Genomic DNA, 18479 nt, shown 5'->3' on the forward strand with positions numbered 1-18479 from the left:
TTACTTGCCCTTGGCCGACATCACGGCTTCGGCGATGTTCTTCGGTGCTTCAGCGTAGTGCTTGAATTCCATGGTGTACGTGGCGCGGCCTTGCGTGGCCGAGCGCAGCGACGTGGAATAACCGAACATTTCCGACAGCGGGACTTCGGCCTTGATGATCTTGCCGCCGCCCACCATGTCGTCCATGCCCTGCACGATGCCGCGGCGGGACGACAGGTCGCCCATCACGGTACCCGTGTAGTCTTCCGGCGTTTCCACTTCCACGGCCATCATCGGCTCGAGCAGAACCGGGCTGGCCTTGCGCATGGCTTCCTTGAAAGCCATCGAGCCGGCCATGCGGAACGCGTTTTCGTTCGAGTCCACGTCGTGGTACGAACCGAACGTCAGCGTGACCTTCACGTCCACCACCGGGAAGCCAGCCAGGATGCCGTTCGGCAGCGTGTCGACGATACCCTTTTCGACCGCCGGGATGTATTCGCGAGGAATCACACCGCCCTTGATGGCGTCGATGAACTCGAAGCCCTTGCCCGGCTCTTGCGGTTCCAGCGTGATCACAGCGTGACCGTACTGGCCGCGGCCGCCCGACTGCTTGACGAACTTGCCCTCGACGCCTTCGGCCGTCTTGCGAATGGTTTCGCGGTAGGCCACCTGCGGCGCGCCGATGTTGGCTTCCACGCCGAATTCGCGCTTCATGCGGTCGACCAGAATTTCGAGGTGGAGCTCGCCCATGCCCGAAATGATGGTCTGACCCGATTCTTCATCGGTACGCACGCGGAACGACGGATCTTCAGCGGCCAGGCGGTTCAGGGCGATGCCCATCTTTTCCTGGTCAGCCTTGGTCTTCGGCTCGACAGCCTGCGAGATCACCGGCTCCGGGAACACCATGCGCTCGAGCACGATCGGTGCAGCCGGATCGCACAGCGTGTCGCCCGTGGTGGCGTCCTTCAGACCCACTGCAGCGGCGATGTCGCCGGCCAGCACTTCCTTGATTTCTTCGCGCTGGTTGGCATGCATCTGCAGAATACGGCCGAGGCGTTCCTTCTTGCTCTTGACCGGGTTGTACACCGTGTCGCCCGAATTGATCTTGCCCGAGTAGACGCGGAAGAAGATCAGCTGACCAACGAACGGGTCGGTCATGATCTTGAACGCCAGTGCCGAGAACTTTTCGTTGTCGTCAGCCTTGCGCTCGAGCTTCTTCTCGCTGTCGTCCTCGTCCGTGCCCGTAACCGGCGGAATGTCGACCGGCGACGGCAGGAAGTCGATCACGGCGTCGAGCATACGCTGCACGCCCTTGTTCTTGAACGCGGTGCCGCACAGCATCGGCTGGATTTCGCAGGCGATGGTACGGTCACGCAATGCCTTGACGATCTCGGCGCGGGTCAGCTCTTCGCCGCCCAGGTACTTTTCCATCAGCTCTTCGCTGGCTTCGGCGGCGGACTCGACCATCTTCTCGCGCCATTCGTCAGCGGTGGCTTGCAGCTCAGCCGGGATGTCCTGGTATTCGAACTTCACGCCCTGGCTGGCTTCGTCCCAAATGATCGCCTTCATTTCCAGCAGATCGACGACGCCCTGGAAGCCGTCTTCAGCGCCGATCGGCACCACGACGGGCACCGGGTTGGCCTTCAGGCGGGTCTTCAGCTGGTCGTAGACCTTGAAGAAGTTCGCGCCGGTACGGTCCATCTTGTTGACGAAGGCCAGACGCGGCACTTTGTACTTGTTGGCCTGACGCCAGACGGTTTCCGACTGCGGCTGCACGCCACCCACTGCGCAGTACACCATGCACGCGCCGTCCAGCACGCGCATGGAACGCTCCACCTCGATGGTGAAGTCCACGTGGCCCGGGGTGTCGATGATGTTGAAGCGGTGCTCGGGGTAGTTGCCAGCCATGCCCTTCCAGAAGGCGGTGGTAGCAGCGGAGGTGATCGTGATGCCACGCTCCTGCTCCTGCTCCATCCAGTCCATGGTGGCCGCGCCATCGTGCACTTCACCGATCTTGTGGTTCACACCGGTGTAGAACAGGATCCGCTCGGTCGTGGTGGTTTTACCCGCGTCAATGTGAGCCGAGATACCGATATTACGGTAACGCTCAATGGGAGTCTTACGAGCCACTTTAATCCTCTATTTGTCCGTGAGGCGCCGGCATCTCATGGCCCGCGCCCCTAACACAAACGGGCGAGATGTGTAAAAACACAGCCCGCCCGGCAACCAACAAACGCTATCGCGCGCTTAGAAGCGGAAATGCGAGAACGCCTTGTTGGCTTCGGCCATGCGGTGCACTTCGTCGCGCTTCTTCATTGCGCCGCCACGGCCTTCCGATGCTTCCAGCAGCTCACCTGCCAGGCGCAGCGCCATCGACTTCTCGCTGCGTTTCTTCGCGGCCTCGCGCAGCCAACGCATCGCCAATGCCAGACGACGCGACGGACGGACTTCGACCGGAACCTGATAGTTGGCGCCGCCCACGCGACGGCTCTTCACTTCCACCACCGGCTTCACGTTGTTGATGGCAACGGAGAACACTTCGATGGGGGCCTTGCCTGCCTTCTTTTCGATCTGGTCGAACGCGCCATAGACGATACGTTCGGCAACCGACTTCTTGCCGTCCAGCATCAGCACGTTCATAAACTTGGCAACTTCAACGTTGCCGAACTTCGGATCAGGCAGAACATCCCGCTTGGGGACTTCACGACGACGTGGCATCTTCTTTCCTTTAGATTCAGTTGAGAGCGCGGTCAGTTGTTCCCGCTCTCCGGCCACCAACTAGCTTGCATGCGATAGACAGCAAATTCGCCGGGTGACCACTTACTCGACGGCACGGTTGCCAAAAAGGCGCTCCGTTGTACCGCCGCCTGGTGACAGCACCATGACTCGCGCCACAGGCTATCGTTTGTTGCTTCGGGTCTTTCCGACCCAGGCTGCTATAGCTTAGGCTGCCTTCGGACGCTTCGCGCCGTACTTCGAACGAGCCTGCTTGCGGTCCTTCACGCCTTGCAGGTCGAGCGAGCCACGGACGATGTGGTAACGCACACCCGGCAGATCCTTCACACGGCCGCCGCGGATCAGCACGACCGAGTGTTCCTGCAGGTTGTGGCCTTCACCGCCGATGTACGAAATCACTTCGAAACCGTTGGTCAGGCGCACCTTGGCAACCTTACGCAGTGCCGAGTTCGGCTTCTTCGGCGTCGTGGTGTACACGCGGGTGCACACGCCACGGCGCTGGGGGCAGTTCTCAAGCGCCGGGCTCTTGCTCTTGACGACTTCAGAGACGCGCGGCTTGCGAACCAGTTGGTTGATAGTTGGCATTGTTCAATCCAGCTTGGTTTGACGAAAAACGCCCCTCGCACCGGCATGCGCCAGGATGGAGAGGCAACTACGGGTTTTGGGCGGGAGAGATGAGCGGACGCGCTCTGGAGACGGGACTGTGCGGTAACAGCATGCCAAAGAGCGCGAGCCGGCACCCGGATCCCGCGTCTGCCGCCACCGGTCCATGGAAACCCAGTCCGGAAGGCTTGCCGGCAGCGGCCTACAGGCCACTTGTCCGACGGGCGAGCGAAATCCAAAGCCAAAAACTCGAATCTGGCATCCTAGCAGGGGAATCGTATACCGTCAAGCCGTATACCCGCTCCGGGATGCGGTGACACTGCCCTCCCGATCAGACCCTGCGGAGCGCTTCCAGGATGGACTGCCCGTAGCGCTCCAGCTTGGAGGCACCAATTCCGGGAATGCCCTGCATCGCCGACAGTGAACCCGGCGCGGTGCGGGCCAATTCCGCCAGCGTTGCATCGTGGAAGATGACATAGGCCGGCACCCCGTGCTCGCGCGCGGCCTCGGTGCGCCAGCGGCGCAGCGCCTCCCAGTTGGCCAGCATGTCGGCATCCATGTCCGCGGTGTGGTCGGTGCGGGTGCCGCGTGCGGCACGCTCGCCGGACTTGCCCGGCTTGGTGGCCTGGCGGCGCAGGATGATCTGGCGCTCGCCCTTGAGCACCGCGCGCGCGTCCTCGCCCAGCAGCAGCGCGCCATGGCCGCCATGGTCGATGGTCAGCAGCCCCTGGGCGATCAGCTGGCGGAACACCGTATGCCATTCATGCACCGAGCGGTCCTTGCCGATGCCGAAGGTGGACACCTTGTCATGCCCCCACTGGCGGATCTTCTCCGAGCTGTTGCCGCGCAGCACGTCGATCAGGTGGGTGGCGCCGAAGTGCACGCGACTCGCCTGCGCGGTGCGGTAGACGCAGGACAGCGCCATCTGCGCCTCGCGCGTGCCGTCCCAGGTGGCAGGCGGCTCCAGGCAGGTATCGCAGTTGCCGCAGGGTTCGCTGGCCTCGTTGAAATAGGCCAGGATGCGCACGCGCCGGCAGCCCGCGGTCTCGCACAGCCCCAGCAGCGCATCGAGCTTGGACGACGACACGCGCTTGAAGGCCTCGTCCGCCTCGGACTCGTCGATCATGCGCTTCTGCTGCACCACGTCGCCCAGGCCGTAGGCCATCCAGGCATTGGCCGGCAGGCCGTCGCGGCCGGCGCGCCCGGTTTCCTGGTAGTAGCCTTCCATGCTCTTGGGCAGGTCCAGATGGGCGACAAAGCGCACGTCGGGCTTGTCGATGCCCATGCCGAAAGCGATCGTCGCCACCATCACCAGCCCTTCTTCCTCGCGGAAGCGCGCCTGGTGGTGCTGGCGCACCTGGGCATCCATGCCGGCGTGGTAGCCCAGCGCATTGATGCCCTGCCCGCTCAGCCACTGCGCCGTGTCTTCCACCTTCTTGCGCGACAGGCAATAGACGATGCCGCTGTCATGGGTGCCGTCGGCCGCGGTGTGCTCGGCCTTGATGAAGGCCAGCAGCTGCTGGCGCGCATTGTCCTTCTCGACGATGCGGTAGCGGATATTGGGCCGGTCGAAGCTGGAGATGAAGACGCGGGCGTTGTCCAGCGACAGCCGCTCGATGATCTCGTTGCGCGTGAGTGCGTCGGCCGTTGCCGTCAGCGCGATGCGCGGCACGTACGGGAAGCGCTCATGCAGCACCGACAACTGGATGTACTCGGGGCGGAAATCGTGGCCCCACTGCGACACGCAGTGCGCTTCGTCGATGGCAAACAGCCCGACCCGAATGCGCTCGAGCAAGTCCTGGAAGCGCGGCGTCATCAGCCGCTCCGGCGCCACGTAGAGGATCTCGATGCGCCCGGCCAGAAGGTCGCGCTCGACCGCCGAGGCTTCGGCCCCGGTCAGCGTCGAATTAAGCACTGCGGCGCGTACGCCTGCTTCAGTCAGTGCCGCGACCTGGTCCTGCATCAGCGCGATCAGCGGCGACACCACGATGCCGACTCCGTCGCCGGCACGCTGGCGCAGCAGCGCCGGGATCTGGTAGCACAGCGACTTGCCGCCGCCGGTCGGCATCAGCACCAGGCAGTCGCCGCCCGTCGCAACGTGGTCGATGATCTCGGCCTGGCGCCCACGGAAGGCGTGGTAGCCGAATACATCTTTGAGGATCGCCAGCGCGTGCGACATAGACAACGGAATTGCTGAAGCCGGAAAAGCCGTAACCATACCACTAAGGGGCCCGCTTCCGTGCCCGCCGGGCTAACAGTCCGAACTTTCTCACGACAGAGCCGGCTGCGAGCGGAAATAAAAAAAGCCCGGCTGGATCAGCCGGGCTTTCGGGCCGCCTTGCGGCGGCAAACAGCTTACTGCGATCAGACGTTGTCGCCTTCGCCTTCGGTCGTCGCCTGCACCACCGGCGCCGGCTCGATGAAGAGCGACTGCTCTTCTTCGGCGATCGCCTGGGCGCGTTCGCGCTCGGAGGCCTCGCGCGCCTTGCGGGCACGGTGGTAGGCCAGGCCGGTACCGGCCGGGATCAGACGGCCGACGATCACGTTTTCCTTCAGACCACGCAGGTCGTCGGTCTTGCCCATGATCGCGGCTTCGGTCAGCACGCGCGTGGTTTCCTGGAACGATGCCGCCGAGATGAAGCTGTCGGTCGACAGCGACGCCTTGGTGATACCGAGCAGCAGGTTCTCGTACGTGGCCGGACGCTTGCCTTCGGCGATCACGCGGTCGTTCTCGTCGAGCAGTTCCGAACGCTCCACCTGTTCACCCGGGATGAACTTGGTGTCGCCCACGTCGGCGATCTGCACGCGGCGCAGCATCTGACGAACAATCACTTCGATGTGCTTGTCGTTGATCTTCACGCCCTGCAGACGGTACACGTCCTGGACTTCGTCCACGATGTAGTGCGCCAGCTCTTCGATGCCCTTCAGGCGCAGGATGTCGTGCGGGTCCGCCGGACCTTCCACGATCATTTCGCCCTTGTTCACCACCTGGCCGTCGTGCACCAGAACCTGCTTTTCCTTCGCGATCAGGAACTCGTGGGCATTGCCGTCCAGGTCGGTAATGACCAGGCGCTGCTTGCCCTTGGTGTCCTTGCCGAACGAGGTCGTGCCGGTGACTTCCGCCAGCACGGCGGCGTCCTTCGGCGAACGCGCTTCGAACAGCTCAGCCACTCGCGGCAGACCACCGGTAATGTCGCGGGTCTTCTGCGATTCGGTCGGGATACGCGCGAGCACTTCACCCACGTGCACCTGCTGGCCGTCCTTCACGGTAATCAGCGCGCCGACCTGGAAGCCGATGGTCACGGAGTGGTCCGTGCCCGGGATCTTCACTTCCTGGCCGCTGGCGTCGAGCAGCTTCACCTGCGGGCGGATGCCCTTGGTTGCAGCCGTGCGGCGCTTGGCATCGATCACCACCAGGGTCGACAGGCCCGTCACTTCGTCCATCTGCTTGGCGACGGTCACGCCTTCTTCGACGTTCTCGAACTTGGTCGTACCGGTGTATTCCGAAACGATCGGGCGAGTCAGCGCGTCCCACGTGGCCAGCTGCGTGCCAGCCTTGATGGCCTGGCCGTCCTGCACCAGCAGCGTGGCGCCGTACGGGATCTTGTGGCGCTCGCGCTCGCGGCCGTGGTCGTCGGTGATCAGCGCCTCGCCCGAACGCGAGATGACGATCAGTTCGCCCTTCGCGTTGGTGACGTAACGCATGGTCGCCGTGAAACGCACGGTACCGGTTGCCTTGGCTTCCACGCTCGATGCCACCGCCGCACGCGATGCCGCACCACCAATGTGGAACGTACGCATGGTCAGCTGCGTGCCCGGCTCACCGATCGACTGGGCGGCAATCACGCCAACCGCTTCGCCCGAGTTCACCAGCACGCCGCGGCCCAGGTCGCGGCCATAGCACTTGCCGCACAGGCCGTAGCGCGTGTCGCACGACAGCGGGGTGCGGACCTTGACTTCGTCCACGCCGATGTTGTCGATCAGCTCGACCAGGTCTTCGTCCAGCAGCGTGCCGGCTTCGATCGCGGTTTCCTGGGTTTCAGGGTTGACCACGTCGGCCACGGTGACACGGCCGAGGATACGGTCGCGCAGCGCTTCGATCACTTCACCGCCTTCGACCAGGGCCTTCATGGCCACGCCGTTGGAGGTGCCGCAATCGTCTTCCACCACGACCAGATCCTGCGTCACGTCGACCAGACGACGGGTCAGGTAACCCGAGTTCGCGGTCTTCAGTGCCGTATCGGCCAGGCCCTTACGTGCGCCGTGGGTCGAGATGAAGTACTGCAGAACGTTCAGGCCTTCACGGAAGTTCGCCGTAATCGGCGTTTCAATGATCGAGCCGTCCGGCTTTGCCATCAGGCCACGCATACCGGCCAGCTGGCGGATCTGCGCGGCGGAACCCCGTGCGCCCGAGTCAGCCATCATGTAGATGGAGTTGAACGACTCTTGCTTCACGGTCTTGCCTTCGCGGTCGACCACGTCTTCGTGCTGGAGCTGCTCCATCATCGCCTTGCCCACCTGGTCGCCGGCGGCGCCCCAGATGTCCACGACGTTGTTGTAGCGTTCCTGGTCGGTCACCAGACCCGACATGTACTGCTTGTCGTATTCCTTCACCTTGGCCGAGGCCTCGGCGATGATCTTTTCCTTCTGCGGCGGCACCAGCATATCGTCGATGGCGATCGAGATACCGGCACGGGTTGCCAGGCGGAAGCCCGACTGCAGCAGCTTGTCGGCGAAGATCACGGTCTCGCGCAGGCCGCACTTGCGGAACGCGGTGTTGATCAGGCGCGAGATTTCCTTCTTCTTGAGCGGCTTGTTCAGCACCGAGAACGGCAGCCCCTTGGGCAGGATCTCGGACAGGATCGCGCGGCCGACCGTGGTGGCCTGCAGCGTGATCTTGGGTGCGAAACGGGCGTCGCCCTCGGCGTCCTTGTCGACCAGTTCATACTCGGTGATACGCACGTTCACGCGGGAAGCCAGTTCGACTTCCTTGTTCTCGTAGGCGCGGATCACTTCGCTGATGTCGGCAAAGGTCATGCCCTCGCCGCGGCCGTTGATCTTGTCGCGGGTCGTGTAGTACAGACCCAGCACCACGTCTTGCGACGGCACGATCGACGGGTCGCCGTTGGCCGGGAACAGCACGTTGTTGGAGGCCAGCATCAGGGTGCGGGCTTCCATCTGAGCTTCCAGCGACAGCGGCACGTGGACAGCCATCTGGTCACCGTCGAAGTCGGCGTTGAACGCCGCGCAGACCAGCGGGTGCAGCTGGATGGCCTTGCCTTCGATCAGCACCGGCTCGAACGCCTGGATACCCAGGCGGTGCAGCGTCGGCGCACGGTTCAGCATCACCGGGTGCTCGCGGATCACCTCTTCGAGGATGTCCCACACCACCGGGGTCTGGCTTTCGACTTCCTTCTTCGCCGCCTTGATGGTGGTGGCGATGCCCATCGTTTCCAGCTTGTGGAAGATGAACGGCTTGAACAGCTCGAGCGCCATCAGCTTGGGCAGGCCGCACTGGTGCAGCTTGAGCGTCGGGCCCACCACGATGACCGAACGGCCCGAGTAGTCGACGCGCTTGCCCAGCAGGTTCTGACGGAAACGGCCGCCCTTGCCCTTGATCATTTCGGCCAGGGACTTCAGCGGACGCTTGTTGGCGCCGGTCATCGCCTTGCCGCGACGGCCGTTGTCCAGCAGCGAGTCAACCGCTTCCTGCAGCATGCGCTTTTCGTTGCGCACGATGATTTCAGGCGCCTTCAGCTCCAGCAGGCGCTTGAGGCGGTTGTTACGGTTGATGACGCGGCGATACAGGTCGTTCAGGTCCGAGGTCGCGAAGCGGCCACCATCCAGCGGCACCAGCGGGCGCAGTTCGGGCGGCAGCACCGGCAGCACTTCGAGGATCATCCACTCGGGCTTGATGCCCGAACGCTGGAAGGCCTCGAGCACCTTCAGGCGCTTGGCGAACTTCTTGATCTTGGCTTCGGAACCGGTGGCCTGCAGCTCGGCGCGGATCTGTTCGATCTGCTTCTCGATGTCGATGCCGCGCAGCAGCTCACGGATGCCCTCGGCACCCATCATGGCGACGAACTCGCCCTCGCCGTACTCGTCGCACTTCGCCAGGTAGTCGTCTTCGGACATGATCTGGCTCTTCTTGAGCGGGGTCATGCCGGGTTCGATCACCACGAATGCTTCGAAGTACAGCACGCGCTCGATGTCGCGCAGCGTCATGTCCAGGACCATGCCCAGGCGCGACGGCAGCGACTTCAGGAACCAGATGTGCGCGGTCGGCGCGGCCAGTTCGATGTGGCCCATGCGCTCGCGGCGCACCTTGGCCAGCGTCACTTCAACGCCGCACTTCTCGCAGATCACGCCACGGTGCTTCAGGCGCTTGTACTTGCCGCACAGGCACTCGTAGTCCTTGATCGGGCCAAAGATCTTGGCGCAGAACAGGCCGTCGCGTTCCGGCTTGAAGGTACGGTAGTTGATCGTTTCCGGCTTCTTGACTTCGCCGTACGACCACGAACGGATCTTCTCGGGCGAGGCCAGGCCGATCTTGATCGCGTCGAACTGCTCTTCCTGCTGTACCTGCTTAAAGAGATCGAGCAATGCTTTCATTGCAACTCCTTGTTTCGCCACCGCCCCGGAGTTGGTCCGGGTCGATGGCATTCATCCTGTGGGAAATCCTTCGCCTGTAGTGTCGACAGGGAGCCGGCCGCAACCGGCTCCCCTCACCTGCCCGATCAGTAGCGATCGAGGTCGATGTCGATACCCAGCGAGCGGATTTCCTTCACCAGCACGTTGAACGATTCCGGCATGCCGGCATCGATCGAGTGCTCGCCCTTGACGATGTTCTCGTACACCTTGGTACGGCCGTTCACGTCATCGGACTTGACCGTCAGCATTTCCTGCAGCACGTACGACGCGCCGTAGGCTTCCAGTGCCCACACTTCCATCTCACCGAAACGCTGGCCACCGAACTGGGCTTTACCACCCAGCGGCTGCTGCGTCACCAGCGAGTACGGACCGGTGGAGCGCGCGTGCATCTTGTCGTCGACCAGGTGGTGCAGCTTCAGCATGTGCATCACACCCAGCGTGACCGGACGCTCGAACGCTTCGCCGGTGCGGCCGTCGAACAGCGTGACCTGCTGCTTGGAAGCGGTCAGGCCCTTCTCCTTCGCGATCTCTTCCGGATAGGCGAGGTCCAGCATACGGCGGATTTCGTCCTCATGCGCACCATCGAACACCGGCGTCGCGAACGGCACGCCCTTCTTCAGGTTCTCGGCCAGTTCCAGGACTTCCGAATCCGACAGGCTGTCGAGGTCTTCGACCTTGCCGCTCTCGTTGTAGATCTGCGTGAGCAGCTTGCGCACTTCGGCTGCCTTGGCTTGCGCCTTCAGCATGTTGCCGATGCGCTCGCCCAGACCGCGCGCGGCCCAGCCCAGGTGGGTCTCGAGAATCTGACCCACGTTCATCCGCGAAGGCACGCCCAGCGGATTCAGCACGATGTCGGCAGGCGTACCGTCGGCCATGTAGGGCATGTCTTCGATCGGGGTGATCTTGGACACGACACCCTTGTTACCGTGACGGCCGGCCATCTTGTCGCCAGGCTGCAGGCGGCGCTTGACGGCCAGGTACACCTTGACCATCTTGATCACGCCCGGCGGCAGTTCGTCGCCCTGCGTGAGCTTCTTGCGCTTCTCTTCGAAGGCCAGGTCGAACTCGTGGCGCTTCTGCTCGATGGCTTCCTTGACGGCTTCCAGCTGGGCAGCCAGTTCCTCGTCGGCCGGACGGATGTCGAACCAGTGGTACCTGTCGATGTCCGCCAGGTATTCCTTGGTGATCTTGGCACCCTTGGCCAGCTTCTTCGGACCGCCATTGACGGTCTTGTCGATGAGCAGGCGCTCCAGACGCTGGAACGCGTCGCCTTCCACGATACGCAGCTGGTCGTTCAGGTCCAGGCGGTAGCGCTTCAGTTCGTCGTCGATGATCGACTGGGCACGCTTGTCGCGCGTCACGCCTTCGCGGGTGAAGACCTGGACGTCGATCACGATGCCGCTCATGCCCGACGGCACGCGCAGCGAGGTGTCCTTCACGTCCGAAGCCTTCTCGCCGAAGATCGCGCGCAGCAGCTTCTCTTCCGGGGTCAGCTGGGTCTCGCCCTTCGGCGTGACCTTGCCCACCAGCACGTCGCCGGCTTCGACTTCAGCGCCGATGTAGGTGATGCCCGACTCGTCCAGGCGAGCCAGCTGGGCTTCGGCCAGGTTCGAGATATCGCGCGTGATTTCTTCCGGTCCCAGCTTGGTGTCGCGGGCAACGACCGACAGTTCCTCGATGTGGATCGAGGTATAGCGGTCTTCGGCCACCACACGCTCCGAGATCAGGATCGAATCCTCGAAGTTGTAGCCGTTCCACGGCATGAACGCCACCAGCATGTTCTGGCCCAGGGCCAGCTCGCCCAGGTCGGTCGAGGCGCCGTCGGCGATCACATCGTTGCGGGCAACGATATCGCCAACCTTGACCATCGGACGCTGGTTGATGTTGGTGTTCTGGTTCGAGCGCGTGTACTTGATCAGGTTGTAGATGTCCACGCCGACTTCACCGGCCACGGCTTCGTCGTCGTTCACGCGGATCACGATACGCATCGCGTCGACGTAGTCGACCACGCCGCCACGCATCGCCTGCACCGCGGTGCCCGAGTCGACCGCAACGGTACGCTCGATGCCGGTGCCGACCAGCGGCTTGTCCGGACGCAGGCAAGGCACGGCTTGACGCTGCATGTTCGCGCCCATCAGTGCACGGTTCGCGTCATCGTGTTCCAGGAACGGCACCAGCGAGGCAGCGGCCGACACGATCTGCGACGGCGCCACGTCGATGTACTGCACGCGGTCCGGCGTCACCATGCGGGTTTCCCGCTCGGAGCCTTCACGCGCCGACACCAGTTCGTCGGTCAGGTTGCCTTCGGCATCGACCGTCGCGTTGGCCTGCGCCACCACGTACTTGCCTTCCTCGATCGCGGACAGATAGTCGACCTGATCGGTCAGCTTGCTGTCGACCACCTTGCGGTACGGCGTTTCCAGGAAGCCGTATTCGTTCAGGCGGGCATACAGTGCCAGCGAGTTGATCAGACCAATGTTCGGACCTTCCGGCGTTTCGATCGGGCACACGCGGCCATAGTGGGTCGGGTGCACGTCACGGACTTCAAAGCCGGCGCGCTCGCGCGTCAGACCGCCCGGGCCCAGTGCGGAGACACGGCGCTTGTGCGTGATCTCGGACAGCGGGTTGGTCTGGTCCATGAACTGCGACAGCTGCGACGAACCGAAGAACTCGCGGATCGCCGACGAGATCGGCTTCGAGTTGATCAGGTCGTGCGGCATCAGGTTCTCGGTCTCGGCCTGGCCCAGACGTTCCTTGACGGCACGCTCCACGCGCGACAGGCCGGCGCGGAACTGGTTTTCGGCCAGCTCGCCGACGCAACGCACGCGACGGTTGCCCAGGTGATCGATGTCATCGACCTCGCCCTTGCCGTTGCGCAAGTTGACCAGGATCTTGATGGTCTCGAGGATGTCCTCGTCCTGCAGCACCATGGCGCCTTCGCCGGTGGGGCGGCCCAGGCGGCTGTTGACCTTCATGCGGCCAACGCGCGACAGGTCATACGACTCTTCGCTGTAGAACAGGCGCTGGAACAGCGCTTCCACGGCTTCTTCGGTCGGCGGCTCGCCCGGGCGCATCATGCGGTAGATCGCGATACGCGCAGCGGTCTGGTCGGCGGTCTCGTCCACGCGCAGGGTCTGCGACATGTACGGGCCCTGGTCCAGATCGTTGGTGTACAGGGTCTGGATCTGCTTGACGCCGGCTTCGCGCAGGTTTTCCAGCAGCGTTTCGGTCAGCTCGTCGTTGGCGTTGGCAATCACCTCGCCGGTATCCGGGTCGATGATGTTCTTGGCCAGCACGCGGCCCAGCAGGTAGTCTTCCGGCACGCTGATCAGCTTGGTGCCGGCCGAATCCAGGTCGCGGATATGCTTGGCGTTGATCCGCTTGTCCTTCTCGACCACCACGCGGCCGTTCTTGTCGGCGATGTCGAAGCGCGCGACTTCACCGCGCAGGCGCTCGGGCACGAACTCCAGCTGCGCGCCTTCGGCCTGCAGCGTGAAGTTGTCGAACACGAAGAAGTGCGCGAGGATCTGTTCCGGGGTCAGGCCGATCGACTTCAGCAGGATCGTCACCGGCATCTTGCGGCGGCGGTCGACGCGGAAGTACAGGATGTCCTTCGGGTCGAACTCGAAGTCCAGCCACGAACCGCGGTAGGGGATGATACGTGCCGAGAACAGCAGCTTGCCCGAGCTGTGGGTCTTGCCCTTGTCGTGCTCGAAGAACACGCCCGGTGAGCGGTGCAGCTGCGAGACGATGACACGCTCGGTGCCGTTGATGACGAACGAACCCGTGGAAGTCATCAGCGGGATTTCGCCCATGTAGACTTCCTGCTCCTTCACTTCCTTGACCTTGCCAGGATTCTCGCGATCGTTGATGATCAGGCGAACCTTGGCGCGCAGCGCCGAGTGGAAGGTCAGGCCACGCTGTTGACATTCCTTGACGTCGAACGGCGGGTTGGACAGGTGATACGAGACGAACTCCATACGGGCAAGCCCGTTATGCGAGGAGATCGGGAAGATTGCATTGAAAGCGGCCTGGAGGCCTTCGGTCTTGCGACGCGCGGTCGGCGTTTCCGCTTGCAAGAACTGAGTGTAGGATTCAATCTGAGTGGCAAGCAGGAATGGAACCTGATGTACCGTCGCGCGCTTCGCAAAGCTTTTGCGAATGCGCTTCTTTTCGGTGAAGCTGTACGCCATGGGATCTCCGAATCATCGCAGGGCTGGCTGGACCTGGCCGGACCTGAGGTGTTCAGCGACTGGGAGGGGATTTGGCGGTTGGCCGCTACCAACCTCTGGCTGACGGTGTCCGCACGCTGCGGGCGGTGTGGTCGTCGCATCAAGCGCAACGCCTGTACTCGCCCGGGGGACACCCGACCAAACTTGTCTTCTGCAGTCGGTTCAGAAGACAAACATCAGCAGCAACCACTTAGTGTGCCACTGATGTTTGGCCTCTGCTGAGACTCCGGCATGCCCAAGGGCACCGGGACTCGCAAACATCACTTTCTGTTGCGAAGAGTGCTTCTCAAAACACTTTCGCACAAGCGCAAAAAGGCTGGCGCCGGGAATTTCCCTTTGCCAGCCCCATCCGCGTGCCGGAAGGGCACGCGAGCAATGCCTTACTTGACGTCGACCTTCGCGCCAGCGTCTTCCAGCTTTTTCTTGGCTTCGGCAGCAGCAGCCTTGTCCACGCCTTCCTTGACAGGCTTCGGTGCGCCATCGACCAGGTCCTTGGCTTCCTTCAGGCCCAGGCCGGTGATTTCGCGAACAGCCTTAATCACGCCAACCTTGTTGGCGCCGACTTCGGCCAGGATCACGTTGAACTCGGTCTGCTCTTCAGCAGCGGCGGCACCGCCGGCGCCCGGGGCAGCAGCCACGGCCATGGCAGCGGCGGACACGCCAAACTTCTCTTCAAACGCCTTGACCAGGTCGTTCAGTTCCATCACGGACATCGCGCCAACGGCTTCCAGGATGTCGTCTTTGGTGATTGCCATTTGAAATACTCCTACTAGATTTGATTCGGTATCGGTAATGCGATCTTTCGATGCGAGGCCTGGATTGCCTTAGGCGCCAGCGGCTTCCGCTTCCGCGGGAGCGCCTTCGGCGTTCTTGGCAGCCAGTGCAGCCAGCAGACGGGCGAAGCCCGACACCGGTGCCTGCATCACGCCCAGCAGCTGAGCAATCAGTTCGTCGCGGCTCGGGATCGATGCCAGCGCCTTCACGGCGGCAGCGTCGAGAACCTTGCCGTCATACGACCCGGCGCGCAGGACCAGCTTGTCGTTGGTCTTGGCGAAGTCGTTCAGAACCTTGGCCGACGACACTGCATCTTCGGAAATACCGTAGATCAGCGGACCGGTCATCTGCTCTGCGAGGCTTGCAAACGGCGTACCTTCGACGGCACGGCGGGCCAGCGTGTTCTTCAGAACACGCAGGTACACGCCCTGCTGACGAGCGGCGGAACGCAGCTTGGTCAGATCGCCAACCGTAATGCCGCGATATTCGGCCACGACGATGGTCTGGGCCTTGGCGACTTGCGCCGAAACCTCAGCAACGACGGCCTTCTTATCTTCAATATTGAGTGGCACGGTTAAGCTCCAAAATGACGCTAGCCCTCCGGCAATACCGGAGTCTTCACGTCAGCACAAACGAACGGCGTCCGATTGGCCCGAATCACCCGGGACAGGCCCGGATTCATCAATCCCTTCGGGTGCGCCATCTGCGCTGGTTGCCCGGGGTTGGTCATGCACGGCACCTGGCCCTGCTTGTACGTCCCGGCCGATTAAGCCCGCATGCCTGACTGCGGTCATGTGGACACCAGCGGTCTTTGATAACCAGCGGCAACTGCCTGAACACCATGTGTCCGGCTGCCGCCACTGCCCAAAGCCTTGCTCCCTATCCTTGTCCCGCCGCTTGGCAGAACCAGGTCCGGAGCCGATCCCCGCTTACGCCAGGATCTTCAATTCGCGGCCGACCGGTGTTATCGGGTCCGGTCAGCCCATGCCGTCAGCTCAGGCCGACAGCGAAGCTTGTTCCACGCGCACGCCAACGCCCATGGTGGACGAGACGGCGATCTTGCGCAGGTACACGCCCTTGCTCGTAGCCGGCTTGGACTTGACCAGGGCTTCCAGCAGTGCGGACAGGTTGCTCTTCAGCGCTGCGTCTTCGAACGAGCGGCGGCCGATGGTGGCGTGGATGATACCGGCCTTGTCGACACGGAACTGCACCTGACCAGCCTTGGCGTTCTTCACAGCCTGGGCCACGTCGGGCGTCACGGTACCGACCTTCGGGTTCGGCATCAGGCCGCGCGGGCCCAGGATCTGGCCCAGCGTACCGACGATACGCATCGTGTCCGGCGAAGCGATCACGACGTCGAAGTTCAGGTTGCCGGCCTTGACTTGCTCAGCCAAGTCTTCCATGCCGACGATGTCAGCACCAGCTGCCTTGGCGGCTTCGGCCTTCTCGCCCTGGGCGAACACGGCCACGCGAACCGACTTGCCGGTACCTGCGGGCAGCACCACCGAACCACGAACCACCTGGTCCGACTTCTTGGCGTCAATGCCCAGCTGCACGGCCACGTCGATCGACTCGTCGAACTTCGCCGAGGCGCAGCCCTTCACCAGGCCCAGGGCCTCGTCGATCGGGTAGAACTTGGTACGCTCGATCTTCGCCTTGTTGGCGGCGACGCGCTTGGAAACCTTAGCCATTTACAGACCCTCCACGGTGATGCCCATCGAACGAGCCGAACCGGCGATGGTACGCACGGCGGCGTCCAGGTCGGCGGCGGTCAGGTCAGCGTTCTTGGCCTTGGCGATTTCTTCAGCCTGGGCGCGGGTGATCTTGCCAACCTTGTCGGTGTGGGGCTTCGGCGAACCCTTGGTGATGCCGGCTGCCTTCTTGATCAGCACGGTCGCCGGGGGCGACTTCATCACGAAGGTGAAGCTCTTGTCGGCGAAGGCGGTAATCACCACCGGCACCGGCAGACCGGGTTCCATACCCTGGGTCTGGGCGTTGAACGCCTTGCAGAACTCCATGATGTTCAGACCACGCTGACCCAGAGCGGGACCAACGGGCGGGGAGGGATTTGCCTTACCAGCCGGAATCTGCAGCTTGATAAAGCCAATGATCTTCTTGGCCATCTTTACTCCAATCCGGATCGCTCTTTCGGGATGCGATCCTGTTGAGTCGTAACGCGCTGTCGCCGCACCATCGGCACGGCCTCACGCTCCTCTTGGCGCCGCCACCGGGGCGTCGCCGTTGCCAGTTGCCGCCCTTTCAGGCCGCAGCCGGCAAATTCCTTAAACCTTCTCGACCTGGCCGAACTCGAGCTCGACCGGCGTGGCACGCCCGAAGATCGTGACCGAGACGCGCAGGCGCGATTTCTCGTAGTTCACTTCTTCCACGTTGCCGTTGAAATCGGTGAACGGGCCGTCCTTGACGCGCACCATTTCGCCCACTTCGAACAGCGTCTTGGGACGCGGCTTCTCGACCCCTTCCTGCATCTGGGTCATGATCTTGTCGACTTCGCGCTGCGAGATCGGGCTCGGGCGGTTGCGGGCGCCGCCCACGAAACCGGTGACCTTGCTGGTGTTCTTCACCAGGTGCCAGGTCTCGTCGGTCATTTCCATTTCCACCAGCACGTAGCCGGGGAAGAAACGACGCTCGGTGACCGACTTGTGGCCACCCTTGATTTCCACGACTTCTTCGGACGGCACCAGGATGCGGCCAAACTTGTCCTGCATCTCGGCGCGTTCGATGCGCTCCTGCAGCGCGCGCTGCACGCTCTTCTCCATGCCGGAGTAGGCATGCACGACATACCAGCGCTTCTTCGACGAAGGCGATTCCGGCGCGGTGGTTTCCTGCTGAGCGTTATCCGTCATGTGCTACCTCTTATTTCCAGCCCAGCACGAGCGAGAAGACGACCCACTCGATGAGCTTGTCAGCCGACCACAGGAACAGCGCCATGATGACGACAAAGACGAAGACCAGCCCCGTCATTTGTCCGGCTTCCTTGCGCGTCGGCCAGACGACCTTGCGAACTTCCCGATACGATTCCTTGGCGAACCCGATAAAGTCCTTGCCTGGTGCCGACACCAGCGCAACTACGATACCCAGTGCAATACCACCGAACAGTGCGGCGCCACGTACATAAGACGGTTGCTGTGCCAGTGCATAGAAACCGATGACGCCCGCAACCACCAGCAGCACCGCCACGCCAAGCATCCACTTGCCGCTGCTGGCGTTCACGGTTTCAACATTGGGATTGGCCATGTTTCGCAAACGAGACTAAGCCGCGTCACGATTGCTCTTCGCGACGCGGCTGATTGATTTGGCAGGGGCAGAGGGAATCGAACCCCCAACCTTCGGTTTTGGAGACCGACGCTCTGCCAGTTGAGCTATACCCCTAAAACAACTGTGGGGCCGGCGCTGGCGCCAACCCCTTCTGGCAACGAACGCGGCCGGTTGGTGCCGCGTTCGCTATCAAACAACTTAGTCGAGGATCTTGGCCACGACGCCGGC

13 protein-coding genes and 1 tRNA gene are annotated in these 18479 nt (G+C 62.8%); 1 reads left to right on the top strand and 13 read right to left on the bottom strand.

From position 1 onward, the window contains the following. From fusA to rpoB, 6 genes are all read right to left on the bottom strand, one after another. Positions 1-2109, bottom strand: a complete 2109-nt coding sequence (gene fusA, locus CF68_RS06430; RefSeq protein WP_010810458.1) for an elongation factor G — start codon at positions 2107-2109, stop codon at positions 1-3. A gap of 117 nt (positions 2110-2226) precedes the next feature. After that, a complete protein-coding gene (gene rpsG / locus CF68_RS06435) occupies positions 2227-2697 on the bottom strand; it encodes a 30S ribosomal protein S7 (protein WP_010810459.1) in 471 nt (156 codons plus the stop codon). Between the two features lie 225 nt (positions 2698-2922). Next, positions 2923-3300, bottom strand: coding sequence for a 30S ribosomal protein S12 (gene rpsL, locus CF68_RS06440; protein WP_010810460.1), 378 nt, complete (start codon positions 3298-3300; stop codon positions 2923-2925). Positions 3301-3649: 349 nt separating this feature from the next. Beyond that, positions 3650-5497: a DNA helicase RecQ gene (gene recQ, locus CF68_RS06445; RefSeq protein WP_035816856.1), complete on the bottom strand. Its 1848-nt coding sequence runs from the start codon at positions 5495-5497 to the stop codon at positions 3650-3652. Positions 5498-5682: 185 nt separating this feature from the next. Further along, on the bottom strand, positions 5683-9930 hold the full coding sequence (rpoC, locus tag CF68_RS06450; RefSeq protein ID WP_013958259.1) for a DNA-directed RNA polymerase subunit beta': 4248 nt from the start codon (positions 9928-9930) through the stop codon (positions 5683-5685). 125 nt (positions 9931-10055) lie between these two features. Continuing rightward, on the bottom strand, positions 10056-14162 hold the full coding sequence (rpoB, locus tag CF68_RS06455; RefSeq protein WP_013958260.1) for a DNA-directed RNA polymerase subunit beta: 4107 nt from the start codon (positions 14160-14162) through the stop codon (positions 10056-10058). Here rpoB and CF68_RS37635 point away from each other — a divergent pair. Then, complete coding sequence (locus tag CF68_RS37635) at positions 14043-14423, top strand: hypothetical protein (protein WP_200872529.1); 381 nt, start codon at positions 14043-14045, stop codon at positions 14421-14423. The two genes, rpoB and CF68_RS37635, sit on opposite strands and share 120 nt — an antisense overlap. Before the next feature lie 158 nt (positions 14424-14581). On the opposite strand, the gene rplL is transcribed toward CF68_RS37635, so the two are convergent. The 7 genes from rplL to CF68_RS06490 all read right to left on the bottom strand — a co-directional run bounded on the left by rplL (position 14582) and on the right by CF68_RS06490 (position 18365). Beyond that, entirely contained in the window at positions 14582-14956 is a 375-nt protein-coding gene (rplL, locus tag CF68_RS06460; RefSeq protein ID WP_010810464.1) for a 50S ribosomal protein L7/L12, read from the bottom strand. Between the two features lie 69 nt (positions 14957-15025). Further along, positions 15026-15547: a 50S ribosomal protein L10 gene (rplJ, locus tag CF68_RS06465; RefSeq protein WP_035816858.1), complete on the bottom strand. Its 522-nt coding sequence runs from the start codon at positions 15545-15547 to the stop codon at positions 15026-15028. Positions 15548-15970: 423 nt separating this feature from the next. Beyond that, a complete protein-coding gene (rplA, locus tag CF68_RS06470) occupies positions 15971-16666 on the bottom strand; it encodes a 50S ribosomal protein L1 (RefSeq protein WP_013958262.1) in 696 nt (231 codons plus the stop codon). After that, on the bottom strand, positions 16667-17098 hold the full coding sequence (gene rplK, locus CF68_RS06475; RefSeq protein WP_010810467.1) for a 50S ribosomal protein L11: 432 nt from the start codon (positions 17096-17098) through the stop codon (positions 16667-16669). A 159-nt stretch (positions 17099-17257) separates the two neighbouring features. Beyond that, positions 17258-17839, bottom strand: a complete 582-nt coding sequence (gene nusG / locus CF68_RS06480) for a transcription termination/antitermination protein NusG (protein ID WP_010810468.1) — start codon at positions 17837-17839, stop codon at positions 17258-17260. Positions 17840-17849: 10 nt separating this feature from the next. Next, positions 17850-18230 carry a preprotein translocase subunit SecE gene (secE, locus tag CF68_RS06485; protein WP_010810469.1) on the bottom strand — a complete coding sequence of 127 codons (381 nt, stop codon included), beginning with the start codon at positions 18228-18230 and terminating at the stop codon, positions 17850-17852. A gap of 59 nt (positions 18231-18289) precedes the next feature. Further along, positions 18290-18365, bottom strand: a tRNA-Trp gene (locus CF68_RS06490). Positions 18366-18479: the final 114 nt, after the last annotated feature.

The sequence above is a fragment of the Cupriavidus sp. SK-4 genome (assembly GCF_000611125.1).
GTDB lineage: Bacteria > Pseudomonadota > Gammaproteobacteria > Burkholderiales > Burkholderiaceae > Cupriavidus > Cupriavidus necator.